The organism is Ignatzschineria indica (genome assembly GCF_003121925.1).
Lineage (GTDB): Bacteria > Pseudomonadota > Gammaproteobacteria > Cardiobacteriales > Wohlfahrtiimonadaceae > Ignatzschineria > Ignatzschineria indica.
The window spans coordinates 1-13,450 of record NZ_QEWR01000005.1 but is presented as its reverse complement, the minus strand read 5'-3'; the positions used below and the strand labels follow the sequence as shown (position 1 = coordinate 13,450).

Annotated in this window: 11 protein-coding genes; 3 read left to right on the top strand and 8 right to left on the bottom strand. The window is 43.4% G+C overall.

Annotation, left to right across the window (positions count from 1 at the left end):
• Nucleotides 1-30 precede the first annotated feature (30 nt).
• Together DC082_RS09100 and DC082_RS09095 are read left to right on the top strand one after the other, a co-directional pair.
• A complete protein-coding gene (locus DC082_RS09100; RefSeq protein ID WP_109236713.1) occupies nt 31-657 on the top strand; it encodes a LemA family protein in 627 nt (208 codons plus the stop codon).
• Nucleotides 658-755: 98 nt separating this feature from the next.
• The gene (locus DC082_RS09095; protein ID WP_189363324.1) at nt 756-2,051 is read left to right on the top strand and encodes a TPM domain-containing protein; all 1,296 of its coding nucleotides are present in this window, start codon (nt 756-758) and stop codon (nt 2,049-2,051) included.
• Nucleotides 2,052-2,508: 457 nt separating this feature from the next.
• Here DC082_RS09095 and DC082_RS09090 read toward each other — a convergent pair whose 3' ends face one another.
• From DC082_RS09090 to DC082_RS09070, 5 genes are all read right to left on the bottom strand, one after another.
• Complete coding sequence (locus DC082_RS09090) at nt 2,509-3,039, bottom strand: hypothetical protein (RefSeq protein WP_133243703.1); 531 nt, start codon at nt 3,037-3,039, stop codon at nt 2,509-2,511.
• A 101-nt stretch (nt 3,040-3,140) separates the two neighbouring features.
• Nucleotides 3,141-3,584: an ExbD/TolR family protein gene (locus DC082_RS09085; protein ID WP_109236710.1), complete on the bottom strand. Its 444-nt coding sequence runs from the start codon at nt 3,582-3,584 to the stop codon at nt 3,141-3,143.
• Between the two features lie 8 nt (nt 3,585-3,592).
• Complete coding sequence (locus DC082_RS09080; protein WP_109236709.1) at nt 3,593-4,324, bottom strand: MotA/TolQ/ExbB proton channel family protein; 732 nt, start codon at nt 4,322-4,324, stop codon at nt 3,593-3,595.
• 213 nt (nt 4,325-4,537) lie between these two features.
• Entirely contained in the window at nt 4,538-5,353 is an 816-nt protein-coding gene (locus DC082_RS09075) for an energy transducer TonB (protein WP_109236708.1), read from the bottom strand.
• Nucleotides 5,354-5,604: 251 nt separating this feature from the next.
• Nucleotides 5,605-7,824 carry a TonB-dependent receptor domain-containing protein gene (locus DC082_RS09070; RefSeq protein WP_109236707.1) on the bottom strand — a complete coding sequence of 740 codons (2,220 nt, stop codon included), beginning with the start codon at nt 7,822-7,824 and terminating at the stop codon, nt 5,605-5,607.
• Between the two features lie 441 nt (nt 7,825-8,265).
• Between DC082_RS09070 and DC082_RS09060 the strand changes: the two genes are divergently transcribed.
• A complete protein-coding gene (locus DC082_RS09060; protein ID WP_109236705.1) occupies nt 8,266-9,693 on the top strand; it encodes an MFS transporter in 1,428 nt (475 codons plus the stop codon).
• A 353-nt stretch (nt 9,694-10,046) separates the two neighbouring features.
• Here DC082_RS09060 and DC082_RS10835 read toward each other — a convergent pair whose 3' ends face one another.
• From DC082_RS10835 to tal, 3 genes are all read right to left on the bottom strand, one after another.
• Nucleotides 10,047-10,199, bottom strand: a complete 153-nt coding sequence (locus DC082_RS10835; protein ID WP_157957448.1) for a hypothetical protein — start codon at nt 10,197-10,199, stop codon at nt 10,047-10,049.
• Nucleotides 10,200-10,700: 501 nt separating this feature from the next.
• Nucleotides 10,701-11,591: a prephenate dehydrogenase gene (locus DC082_RS09055; RefSeq protein ID WP_094567737.1), complete on the bottom strand. Its 891-nt coding sequence runs from the start codon at nt 11,589-11,591 to the stop codon at nt 10,701-10,703.
• Nucleotides 11,592-11,803: 212 nt separating this feature from the next.
• Complete coding sequence (gene tal / locus DC082_RS09050; protein WP_109236704.1) at nt 11,804-12,889, bottom strand: transaldolase; 1,086 nt, start codon at nt 12,887-12,889, stop codon at nt 11,804-11,806.
• Between the last annotated feature and the right edge of the window lie 561 nt (nt 12,890-13,450).

Sequence of the window (13,450 nt, the reverse complement as noted above, 5' to 3'; positions counted from 1 at the left end):
CATACAACATTAATGGGAACTTTACTCTAAATGAATGATCATACGCCAACTTTAAAAAGCCGACGTCCTCTCAACTGGGCCTTTATCCCTATCGCGCTGATCGTGATTATCCTCGGCATTATGACTGCCGGCTACTACAATAGTGTACAAAATCTCGATGAAGAGCAGAAAGCTGCAGCCGCTGAAGTGATCAACCAATATAAACGCCGTGCCGACCTTATCACCAATCTCTCCAATACGGTCAAAGGTTATGCCAAACATGAATCACAAATCTTTACCGATATTGCCAAAACACGAGCCTCTCTCAATAAGATGGCGGTCTCACCTGCTGATTTAGAAGATCCTGAAAAGAGAGTCGCTTATGAGAAGGCAGAAGCGATGTTAGGAACGCAGCTCTCACGACTTCTCATCTTCGTGGAGAATTATCCCGATCTTAAAGCGAGTCAACTCTACCAAAACTTGATGGTTCAACTTGAAGGAACAGAGAATCGGATTGCTGTAGCACGAAATCGCTATATTGACGCCATTCGTAACTACAACACCACCATTCGCCGAGTTCCCTATCTCTTTGTGGCAAGAATCTTCGGCTATCAGCCTATTCCACAATTTAGTGTCGATGATCCAACGATCGATCAAGCGCCGGTTGTGGAGTTTTAGAGGATTGCAGAGAGTTTGTAGATCAGTTCTCTTTAATTTATAGAGAATTGTGAATCTCAAAGTGGCAATCGGCTATTGTAACGAAATTAGGGAATATGATGAAGAGAAGAAGAGAAGAGATCAAAAAGCAATATAAAGCGGAGAAGATGGGAGTAATGATAGGTCGGCAAGCAATAAAAAAAACCTATCTGCTCTTAACGCTCTTCCTCTCACTTATTCTTTTTCTACCATTTCAAACGGCCTGGTCTGCATCTTCAGCCGATCTTAAAAATAGGCTGAGTCAACAAGAAAAGACTCTTCCCCTATTAGATGATGGCGTAATGGATTATGCCGGACTCCTCTCTCCTACTGAAAAAGCGGAGATTAATCACAAAATATGGGCTCTTGAGAAGAACTCAGGATCACAACTCGCTGTTCTTATTCTCCCTGATCTTCAAGGTCATGAGATTGTAGAATATGGGGTTACCATTATGGAGAAATGGCAACTTGGGCGAAAAGGGGTTGATGATGGCGTTCTGCTTCTCATCGCATTACAAGAGAGAGCGATGCGTATTGAGGTGGGATATGGGCTTGAGGGGGCAATTCCCGACCTTATTGCCGGTCAGATCTTAAATCAATATCTTACCCCCGCATTTCGTGCCGGAAAATTTGCCGAAGGGATTGAACTCGCCGTCGATGCCATCATTGCTCAAATTGAGGGAGAACCACTCCCCTCGCTCAAAGAGGTTCCCTTATCGGCTTCTAGTAATCATGAAGAGCTCGTCGATTGGGATTTAGCGTTCACCATTATTGTGATGGTGGTAATGATCATAGCGCCCTTTCTCCTCCCGATAATACAGCGATTACAGCAACGATCGAGAGGTGTTTCTAATAAACAAAAAGAGGTTCTCTTTGAGAGTCATGATCCACATAATTCGCCGATCAATCATTCTAGCGATCTACAGCAAGATTCTCTTAAAACGTGGGCAGATCATTATCGCTCTCAAAATCAGAGGCACTCATACTCAAGCAGAGAGCCTTCTACCCCATCCTCAAAAAGAGAAAGCAGACATACTTCTTCTAAAAAGGTTAAAAAAATCAGTTGGATGGAAGCTTTCTTCCGCTCACTTCCTAGTGCGATCTTTATCGGATTTTTTACCTCTATCGCATTTCATCTTGCCATAGGGATCTTGATAGGACTTCTTCTCCTACTCTTTCAGACTGCAGGCCTTGCGCTAGGTTTTATTCGTGCGCCGATTAAAATTCAAGGCGGTCGTGGTGGCCGAGGCGATGGAATGGGTGGAGGTTATCGAGGAGGAGGCTCAAGCGGTAGTAGCGGCGGTGGGAGAAGCAGTGGCGGCCGAAGCGGTGGTGGCGGTCGAAGTGGCGGTGGCGGTGCAACAGGGGGTTGGTAAGTTCGGCAGTGTTTATCCTCTTTTGTTTAATTGATTCAATCCATAAGAGAATCTGTTGAGCCGCGGGAGAAAACTATTTCGCTCTTTTCACAACTGCATGCCCGCAGGTCGGCATCTTTGATGCCGAGAAATAGTATCGATATGGATCAGAATGGAGCGATATTTGCCGATGATTGAGATCGCCTACTTGCCGGCACGCGATTCGTAAAAGCACGCAGAGGTGATCTCCGGCAACTCATCAGTTTTTTTGTGATCATTCAAATAAGATAATGTTTCCGGGCGATAAAAGATCGCCCTCTGCCGGCATGCGATTTGTAGAAACATGCAGTGGTGATCTCCGGCAACTCATCAGCTTTTTTGTGATTATTCAAATAAGATAATGTTTCCGGGCGATAAAAGATCGCCCTCTGCCAGCGCGTAGTTTTTGGAAATACACGATAGTAAAATCCGGCAGTGTTTAGCCTCTGTTACTAACTAACTCAATCCATAAGGGAATCTGTTGAGCCGCGGGAGAGAAGTATCTCGCTCTTTTCACAACTGCATGCCCGCAGGCTGGCATCTTTGATGCCCGATGCCGGCGCATGATTAATGGAAGAGCGCGATAGTAAGATCCGGCAGTGTTCAGCCTCTTTGGTTTAATTGATTCAATCCATAAGAGAATCTGTTGAGCTGCGGGAGAGAACCATCTCGCTCTTATCACTACTGCATGCCCGCAGGTCGGCATCTTTGATGCCCGATGCCGGCGCATGATTAATGGAAAAGCGCGATAGTAAGATCCGGCAGCGGTCAGCCTCTTTTGTTTAATTGATTCAATCCATAAGAGAATCTGTTGAGCCGCGGGAGAGAACCATTTCGCTCTTTTCACAACTGCATGCTCGTAGGTCGGCATCTTTGATGCCGAGAAATAGTATCGATATGGATCAGAATGGAACGATATTTGCCGGTGATTAAGATCGCCTACTTGCCGGCATGCGATTCGTAGAAACATGCAGTAGTGATCTCCGGTAACTCATCAGCTTTTTTGTGATCACTCAAATAAGATAATATTTCCGGGCGATAAAAGATCGCCCTCTGCCGGCATGCGGTTGATTATGGTTGCGCACTGCCTTCTTCTGGTAGAGAAACAAAACCGATATTTGCTAATCCTACCTTACTTAAAATCGTCACAATTTTTGCAACCTCTTGGTAAGGAACGGATGAATCAATATGTAACTGAATCATCGGGGCTTTCTCACTTCCCTCTTTAATCGCCGTTAAGCGTAAAAGCGCTGCATCAAAATCGATCGCTTCATCATTGATAAAGAGCTCATTATCAGCATTGATCGCAATTAAGACCGGTTTTTCTGGATCTTGAACAACAACTTCCTCTTTTAGATCGACCGCTTCAGGTAGTTTCAATTTGACCGATTGCGTCACAAGTGGCGCCGTTAAGATAAAGATCACCAAAAGTACCAACATAATATCGATAAGGGGAACCATGTTGATCTCGGCTCTCGATTCATATCCCTTATCGCGTAAACGTCCAAATGACATATCTCCCCCTACACTTCACTATTCGGTGATGTTGCCGTCTCTTGAGCCGTTTTAGATTTCTGCTGTGGTGAGCGATCTAATATCGATAATAATTCAAAAGCAAAAGAGTCGAGATTTCCCATCTGTAGGCGATTACGACGAACTAACCAACTGTGCGCCATAACTGCCGGAATCGCAACCGCTAAACCAAGACCTGTCATAATCAATGCTTCCCCAACAGGGCCTGCAACTTTATCGATCGTACCTGCGCCTGTTGAGCCGATCTCAATTAAGGCGTGATAGATCCCCCAAACGGTTCCGAAAAGTCCGACAAACGGTGCAGTTGCGGCGATAGTTGCCAAAATCGTAACACCATTTTCAATAGTGAGCTGAATCTTATCGAGCGTTACGCGCAAAATAGAGGTGATATACTCCTTGCGGCTACTATTGCTCTGAATATTATCAAGCCCTGTTTGATAACGATGTAGCGCTTGGAACCCCTCTTTTGCAAGGAGCTCTTGTGGTGTTGAAGGTTTAGAAGAGATCAATTTAGCAGCTTCATTAAGTGTCTTAGCATGCCAAAAATCGAACATAAATTTCTTACCCTTAATACGATCAACAATCCCTTGAAAGAACTTTAAAAAGATCACCAACCAAGAGAGAATCGACATAATAATAAGGATGACAAAGAGCGTCTTTGTCACAAGATCTCCCTGCTCGATAAAGCTGATAAATCCTAAATTTTCTACCACAGGTTCCATTTTTTTCCTTTCTGTCTTAATGTCATCGATAAAACTGTCATCGATAAAATCTGATCTAATAATCGATCCGTAGGAACGGCAATGCCACTGATCTTCGCATCCTACGCTATCTACCTATCTATTGTTAAACTCTACTGCTTCATTTTGTTACTTATTATAGGGAGCTTTCCCCAACCTTTCATCCTTTTAAGTTTAAGACTCAATCATAGTGAGTTACATCTTAAAGAGATATTGAATTTTTACCTGAATCGGAGTTGCCACTCCATTGATTCGATAAGGCTTTAAACGAATTCCTTGCGCTGCTTTAACAGCTGCTTTATCTAGAAGATCATGGCCCGATGAGCGTGCAACACGAACATTTTGTGCAGCACCATCACTATTGATCGAAACAATAAGATCAACCTGCCCCTGCATCTTACGCTGTCTTGCTGCACGAGGATAGTTGGGCGTCGGCTTACTCAAGACATTGACTTCACTCTCACTATAGACCGCTTTTGCACTCTGAACGCTCCGCACACTCTCAGCTGCTTTTTGAGGCTTTTTCACCGCTTTGGGTGCCGCTTTTTTAGGGGCCTGCTTGGGACGATTCTCTACTACTTTTGCCGCTTTTGTTTCAGATCGCTCATTCGTTGCAATGACAGGTGGCGCCTCCTTAATGGGCTCTGGCGTAACAACCGGTTCAGGCTCGACCTTTGGTTCTGGAACCACTTCTGGCTCTGGAATCACCTCCGGCTCAGGAGTTGCCTCATTGTTCACCTCTTCGATCACCTCTTCAACAACTTCAGATTCAACAGCTTCCGCCTCAACCGCAGAATCTTCCGCATTCCCTTCCGCTTCATCAATAATGCCCGCCAGTTGCACATTATGCATCGTCAACATTGAGGCATCACCCTCTTGCATCACAATCTGTTGGGAACTACCAGCAGCAGTTAAACCCATATAGACACCTGCGTGAACCAAGCTGACGCAGAGCAGTGCTACAATTAATGTTATCTTATTGCCATTATTGATCATGTTAACTTTTGTCATTGAATCAATCGTTTCACCACCTGTAAGATCGCGATCAGCGCCTCATTCAGTGTAACGATTAAAGTGGTTAAAAAGTAGTGCCTTAAAGTATTAGCTATTAGCCATTAGCATCAGCATTAGCCAAAAACGATTACAAAATGCTTAAAGGGCTATTTGAGTGCCAATCTTATAAAAAGCAGTAAGATTGGCCTCAATAGCGGCACTGATAAAAACCAGTGCCGATAGATCTTCGAAAATCTTTTATAGATTCTCTAAAACTCATAGTTAAGTTTTAACCAGAGTTTGCGTCCCTCTTCTACACGAGCGTAGCGGTTCTGATAGCCTTTTCCACGCGCCCCATAAACTTCTGGAGCTTGATAATCGATAAAGTTTTTGTTGAAAAGATTATTAACACCAAAGTTAATAGAGAGGTCTCGTGCAGGTTTATAACTTGCACCAACATTGACGAGTGCATAAGAGCGATAGTAGAGCTTCTTATCAAGCGCAAAGGTTGTCGCTTTACCTTTTTCATCAACGCCATGCCCCATCTCTAAGCCTCGATACTCTTTAGCACGGAAAGAGGCCTCTGCCCAAAGACTCCATTCTGGTGCAATCTTCCAATCCCCTTTTAAATTGACCATATGACGGGGTGTTTTGCTAAAAGGAATACGACGTCCGGCATCATCACGATAACGGCTCTGGGTATAGGTGTAGTTTGCACTTAAAGCTAAGTTTTCTAATACTTGATAACGTGAACCTAGTTCAACACCATACAACTTGGCGTCATCCAAATTTTGATATTGACTAATTTTACTCGCATCTGGCCAATCATTATTTAACTTCTTGCAACGAGCACTGTTATCATTTTTACAGATCTCTACTGTATCGATCTTATCCTTAAATCGCGTATAAAAGGCTGTCGCATTAAAGTTAAAGTCATCTAAATTAGTATAAGAAAAACCGAGCTCTGCGGAGGTTGAGGTTTCAGGTTTTAATTCTGGATTCCCTAAAATAGGGGCTGTTCCTTGCCCTGTAACCATAACAACATCATCATGCATTTGCTGAAGATCAGGCGCTCTAAAGGCACGGCTAACACCTCCCTTAACCTGCCAATTGTCATCAATATTCCAGACAAGATAAGCACGAGGACTAAAATGGCTACCAAAATCCTCATTCTTATCATAACGAAGACCAAAAGTGGCAATCAGGTCATCATTAATCATCCACTCATCTTCCGCAAAGAGCGCCCATTGATACTGCTTAACATCTAAAGGTGATTCAACTAGGTTGTCTTTCAATGCTTGATGACGATACTGCATCCCTGCACTGATAAAGTGATCTCCTAAAGCGAACATCCATTTGTTATCGAAGATAATATTGCTATATTTAATATCGCGCGGTAAACCATCATGAGGTTTTGCTGGTTTCGAAATAGGATTTAGGCGCCCGAGTGTTTTCGTTTGATCCCAAAGGAGCCCTGATTCCACAACTACAGCATCTAAATCGATTCTATGAGTAAGACCAACTCGGTCTCGTGTAAAGCGAAGATGGTCAGAGTATCCTCCCCCCGCTTTCCCAGGTTTTACATCTTTATGGAGCGTTCCTAACTGCCCTTCACTATTATCGTAACGCTGTACCCCACGATCGTAACTGAGGACAAACTCTTGATTCTCCGGTGTAAAACTTAAACGCGCGCCATAATTGAAATTACGACGTTCCCCAAAGCCCCCTAATTTATAGAGAGGCGTATATTCATCTTTCGCAGACTGATAAGTCCCTTTGGCATTACGTTGTGTCTGAAAACTCCCCATTAAGGCTAAGCCTAAAAGATCGGTCTTAATCGGTCCACCAAGATAGAAAGAGGTTGTATTACCACCAGGATATTGACTATCTGTGGGCTCTTCTATCGCAACACTGACCTGTCCGCCCCATTTATCGGGAACTTTCTTGGTGATTACATTCACAACACCACCTAGGGCATCAGAACCGTAGAGCGTCGACATCGGGCCTCTCACTACTTCGATACGCTCAATAGCCGAGCTTGGAGGGATAAAGGCTGAATCCACATCCCCAAACCCATTTGGACGTGCTCCCGATGTATTTTGACTCAGGCGCTGCCCATCGATCATCATCAAGGTATATTTACTCTCTAATCCTCGAATACCAATGTCAACCCCACCCGTTTTGCCACCGCGCGTGACATTCACCCCTTCAATGTCTCTTAATACATCACCAATATTGGTAAAGGGTTTTTCATTAATACTCTCCTGACCAATCACAGAGATCGATGCCGGTGCATCTTTAACTTCTTGCGCAAAACCTGAAGCTGTGACAACAAGAGAGCCTAGATCTACTGCATTAGCTAACTCCGACTGATCGACCTTGCTCTGTTCAAGAGGGATTTCATCAGCTTGCGCTGTCCATAGAAGTGTTGAGGTTGCCGCCATCACAAGTGCAAGGCGCAACCGTTGGGAGAGTATATTTCGACGCATGAATACCAATTCCTTATTAATTCATAAGATAAAACAGAATAAAACCACTAAACCTAATCATAAATTTCATAAAATTTTGTGTGAAAAGACGATTGAGCTCTTAAATCCTCTAGATCATTATATGATGTTAATCATTATCATTATGATTACTATCAGCGAGTGTTATCTTTTCACTAATAAGAATTATTATCATTCTATTTCACATTGTCAATGGCAATGATAACTATTTTCAATTGCACCTAATAACTGATTAAGATTCAGCCAAGATATGCGCTCTTTTTTTACATTTATCGATGATGCGTTATGATATAGGGGCTTGAAGTTACTCCTATTTCTATCGAATGAGCCTTTTTCAAGTAGAAACATCCTTATAAGTGCTCAATTAATAATCAACAATCATGAATCCCTATCATGGGTCTTCCTTCTATAGAGCTAAAATTTATGCGGACAATTACCACATTCTCTTCTCTCTATCTCGCAACACTCTTCATGCTCTTTGCAAATGGTCTATTGACGACCTATTTAGCACTCGATCTTGAAGCGCGTGGCATCACCGATATCTTAATCAGTAGCCTCACCTCAGCCTACTATGCCGGCTTAGTCATTGGTGCAAAATTGGGGCATAAACTGATTGCACGTGTGGGGCATATCCGTAGTTATGTTGCTAGTGCTGGTGTGACGGCGGCAACGGTTATTCTTATTGGTCTACTCGATTATATTGAGTTTTGGCTCGCTGCCCGTTTTATTATGGGGCTGATGATGATGGTGCAATATATGGTGATTGAGAGTTGGCTCAATGATCAGGCAGAACCGACACAGAGAGGAATCGTCTTTGGGATCTATATGGCGGTCAGCTCCTTAGGGGTTCTTCTTGGGCAAGTTGCGCTCACAGTGATTGAACCGATCGATATTCGTATTTTAATGATCGTTTCGATGTTCTTTTCACTCTGTCTTGTTCCGCTTGCAGTCACGCGTGCTATTCACCCAACACCACTAAAAGCGGCGCCACTCAATATAGGGTACTTTATAAAGACACTGCCACAAGTGCTGATTATCACGCTCTTTGCCGGCATGATGGTGGGTTCTTTCTATGGTTTAGGGCCCATTTTTGCAACACGTTTAGGGCTCAATACTCAAGAGGCAGGAAGTTATATGGCAATCGCTATTGCCTCATCACTCATTATTCAGTGGCCATTAGGGCTTCTCTCTGACCGGATGAATCGTCTTCTTCTGATCACAATTGTGGCGATTCTACTTTTAACGCTCTCGATTTTGATCAATCTCCCTTGGATCACTAATCTCTATATCGGTCTTATTAGCTTCTTTGCTATCGCTCTACAATTTACCCTCTATCCTCTCTCCGTTGCGATTGCCAATGATAATATTGATGAGGATAAGCGGGTCTCTCTGAGTGCTATTTTGTTGATGCTTTTTGGCGTTGGCGCTGCTATCGGTCCTTTGATCTCGGGCTATCTGATGGAACGTTATGATGCGAGAGGACTCTATCTCTTTACCCTTGCTATAGCGATTGCTATCATCTGGATGAATCTTCTCAAGGCGAGTCGTCGTCTCAAAACCGATGTGGAAGATTCCCTTCCCCACGTTATTCTCCCCGATGGACATCTCTCCCCTATTGCGGCAGCAACTTTAGACCCACGTATCGATGAGGATGCCGTTATTGAAGCGATGCATAATGAGGAGGCTGAAGAGATTAAAGAGGCCTTAAGAGAGGAGATCGAAGCTGCTGAAATTGAGAAGAAGAAATCGAAAATCGAACGCAATGCTCTACTTCCCTTCGGTGAATATAGTTACGCTGCCTTCCTACAAGAGTATGGCGCACCTGTAACGCCTAAAGAGAATGATGAGTAGAGATTGCCAACTTGCCAACACGAGCTTTATAGAAGTATTTAGTAGTAAATATAATTTCCGGCGATTGAAGATCGCCCTCTGCCGGCGCGAAATTGATGGAAGTATGCGATAGTGAAATCCGGTAGCGTTCGGCCTCTGTTGTTTGATTATTTCAAGCAATAAGAAAATCTGTTGAACGGCGGGAGAGAACGATCTCGCTCTTATTACGAATGCATGCCCGCAGGTTGGCATCTTTGATGCCGAGAAAGTTTTCTGATAATCGAATAATTGAGACCGCAACTTGCCGGCATGCGATTCATAGAAACATGCGGTGGTGGTCTCCGGCAATTCATCAGCTTCTATTTTTAATTGATTCAATCTATAAGAGAATCTGTTGAACGGCGGGAGAGAACCATCTCGCTCTTATTACGAATGCATGCCCGCAGGTTGGCATCTTTGATGCCACGAATGAGTATCGATAGGGTAATAATTGTTACCGATGACAGAAGATCATCATCTGCCGGCATACGATTTCTGACAGCATGCAGTAGCGATCTCCGGCAACTCAGTAATCTCTTTTGTTGTCATCAATGAAATCAGATAATGTTTTCAGCGATAGAAGATCGCCCTCTGCCGGCGCGAAATTAATGGAAGTACGCAATAGTAAGATCCGGCAGCGTTCAGCCTTTTTGTTTCAATCAATGATTCTTAAGAAGGTTTTTAGAACGGCGGGAGCCAACCATTTTATTCTTTTCACCACTGCATGCCCGCCAACTGGCATTTCTCAATACCGAAAAATAATTAAACGCAATTTAAACAGCTCTTAAACAGCTTTTAAACAATATGTGCCGGCGCGAAATTGATGGAAGTACGCGATAGTGAGATCCGGCAGCGTTCAGCCTCTGATGTTTAATTGCTTCAAGCAATAAGAGAGTCTGTAGAACGGCGGGAGAGAACGATCTCGCTCTTATTAAGACTGCACGCGCCCGCAGGTTGGCATCTTCAATCTGGCATCTTCGATGCCGTATCTACGGCTCTTTGTAGAAATTATCCCGAGCATGTTTAGCGCGAGCAAAGACCTTACGCAATAGTTCACGATCTTCATCTTCTAATGCATGGCGTAGAGCATCGATCTTCTTCTGATAAGCAACTAAGACTTCTAAAATCGATTCTCTATTTTGCAGACAGATATCTGCCCAAAGATCGGGATCTGATGCTGAGATACGAGTAAAATCTCTAAATCCCCCCGCAGCAAATCGGAAGATCTCGGCACGATCATCAAGATTCGCTAAGGTATCGACCGTTGCATAAGCTAATAGATGCGGAATATGAGAGGTTGCGGCTAAAACCTGATCATGATGCTTAACGCCCATCTCTTCCGTCATCGATCCCGCTGCTTTCCACATATCATGAATTGTTCTAACAGCATCGTGACTATTCTCTAAATGGGGAATCACCAATGTCCGGCGATTATCAAAGAGGGAATCGAAAGAGTTCTCAACACCATGCTTCTCTGTACCGGCAATAGGATGCGCTGGTACAAATCGTTCTGGAAGATAACCGAGTTCCGCCTCGATACTCGCTAATACCGATCCTTTTGTTGAGCCGACATCGCTCACAACCGCACTCTCTTTAAGATGAGGCGTAATCTCCTTCATGATCTTCCCCATCGCTGTAATCGGCGTTGCGAGGATAATAATATCGGCATCTTTTGTCGCTTCAACAGGATCAGTATAGATCTCATCTGCAACCCCTAACTCATAAGCACGCTGTAATGCTGCTTCATCGCGATCATAAGCAATAATCTTACCGACAGAGTTACTACGCTTTAACGCGCGTGCAAGTGAACCACCAATGAGACCAATCCCCATGATGGTAATTCGCTCTTTAAAAAAAGGCTGAGAGAGTTCTATCTTCATACTGTCCTACTTTCCAAAAAATCATCAAGAAATCAACAAACTCTATGAGTCTACTCGATTTCTTTCAATATTACATCCTCACTTTACCCGGTAGAGTGAGAACCCACCCCGTTTAGCGCTTATTATCTTATCAAAACTCATCTTATCAAAACCCGATCAGAATAAGATTAGAATGAGATTAGAATCCGATTAACATCCGATTACGGCACCATTTAGAGGCGCTGCTTCTCAATGGTTGAGAGAAGTGAATCAAAAGCTGTCACAAACTGTTCAACACCAGCAGTTTCAAGCGATTGGCAGATCTCTTCAAGATCGATATCGAAATCTTTCAATTCAGCTAAGCGAATTTTTGCCATCTCAAGATCACTCTCAAGCTGCGGATAAGGTGTCACACTCTCTTCTAAAAATGCATTATAGGTCTTAGGCGGCATCGTATTGACCGTCTCTTTTCCCATCAGATGATGCACATACATTGTCTCTTGATAACTCGGATCTTTCACTCCTGTTGAAGCCCAGAGCAATCGCTGAGGTTGCATTCCCGCTTTTAAGAGTGATTTAACACGTTCATGCGTCATCTCTGTTAAGAAGTGTTGATAAGCCATCTTCGCATTATCAATCGCAATATGCCCTTTAAGATGGGGTGCTGTAGTCGCGATCTGACTATCGATTACTGCATCAATTCTGGAGATAAAAAAACTCGCAACAGAGGCGATTTGCAAAATAGGAAGCCCTACTTTCACTCGTGCTTCTAAACCTTTAAGGAAAGCTTCTAAAACTTCACTATACCGTTTAACAGAGAAGATCAAGGTTACATTGACGTTGATCCCTTCGGCAATAAGTGCCTCAATCGCAATGAGACCTGCTTTAGTTGCCGGTACTTTAATCATTAAGTTAGGGCGATCGATCTCTTCCCAAAGCGCTTTTGCTTCAATAATTGTGCCATTAGCATCATTTGCAAGGTCAGGAGAAACTTCTAAGCTAACATAGCCATCTCTATAGCGCGTCTCTTCATAGGTTGGGAGAAAAAGATCACAAGCGGATTGGATATCCTCGATCGCTAATTTAAAGAAGAGCTCACGTGCTGAAAGCTCATGATTAGCAGGATCTTGGATCGTTGGAAGATAGGCTTCACCGCCGGCAATTGCTTTTTCAAAAATGGCAGGATTAGAGGTCACCCCTAGTAATCCCTCCTTTTTGATCATTCTTGCAAGCTCACCATCGTGACCTAACATCTTACGCTCAATATTATCAAACCATACACTTTGGCCTACAGCCGCTGCTTTACGAATATTTCCCATAACTGAATATGCCCTTATTGATCTACTTATTGACCTACTTACTGATCTACTTAACGACTAACTTCTCACGACTAAAATTGTAATCCGTTACTCAACTACTTACTACTCAATTGATTGCCATTTACACTCTCTTGAAACAGCTTATGAGCTTCTATTGAAGCTCTTATTTAATCACGACTATTTAACAACAGCTATCTTCCCTACTAATATTCCTACTATTTATACAAATCAAACAACAGAGACTGAACGCTGCCGGATCTTACTACCGCGCTCTTCCTAAAAACTACGTGCCGGCAGATGATGATCTTCTATCACCGGCAACGATCATTGCCCTATCGATACTCATTCTCGGCATCAAGGATGCCGACTTCTGGGCATGCAGTTATGAAAAGAGCGAAATCATTCCCTCCCGTCATTCAACAGCTTCTCTTATTGCTTGAAGCAATCAAACAACAGAGACTGAACGCTGCCGGATCTTACTATCGCGCTCTTCCTAAAAACTACGCGCCGGCAGATAATGATCTTCTATCACCGACAACGATCATTACCCTATCGATACTC

Excerpts from the sequence above, each read along its gene's own strand:
- DC082_RS09100 (WP_109236713.1), top strand. The coding sequence starts at position 31 with ATGAATGATCATACGCCAACTTTAAAAAGCCGACGTCCTCTCAACTGG.
- DC082_RS09095 (WP_189363324.1), top strand. The coding sequence starts at position 756 with ATGAAGAGAAGAAGAGAAGAGATCAAAAAGCAATATAAAGCGGAGAAG.
- DC082_RS09090 (WP_133243703.1), bottom strand. The coding sequence starts at position 3,039 with ATGTTTCTACGAATCGCATGCCGGCAAGTAGGCGATCTTAATCACCGG.
- DC082_RS09085 (WP_109236710.1), bottom strand. The coding sequence starts at position 3,584 with ATGTCATTTGGACGTTTACGCGATAAGGGATATGAATCGAGAGCCGAG.
- DC082_RS09080 (WP_109236709.1), bottom strand. The coding sequence starts at position 4,324 with ATGGAACCTGTGGTAGAAAATTTAGGATTTATCAGCTTTATCGAGCAG.
- DC082_RS09075 (WP_109236708.1), bottom strand. The coding sequence starts at position 5,353 with ATGACAAAAGTTAACATGATCAATAATGGCAATAAGATAACATTAATT.
- DC082_RS09070 (WP_109236707.1), bottom strand. The coding sequence starts at position 7,824 with ATGCGTCGAAATATACTCTCCCAACGGTTGCGCCTTGCACTTGTGATG.
- DC082_RS09060 (WP_109236705.1), top strand. The coding sequence starts at position 8,266 with ATGCGGACAATTACCACATTCTCTTCTCTCTATCTCGCAACACTCTTC.
- DC082_RS10835 (WP_157957448.1), bottom strand. The coding sequence starts at position 10,199 with ATGCCGGCAGATGATGATCTTCTGTCATCGGTAACAATTATTACCCTA.
- DC082_RS09055 (WP_094567737.1), bottom strand. The coding sequence starts at position 11,591 with ATGAAGATAGAACTCTCTCAGCCTTTTTTTAAAGAGCGAATTACCATC.
- tal (WP_109236704.1), bottom strand. The coding sequence starts at position 12,889 with ATGGGAAATATTCGTAAAGCAGCGGCTGTAGGCCAAAGTGTATGGTTT.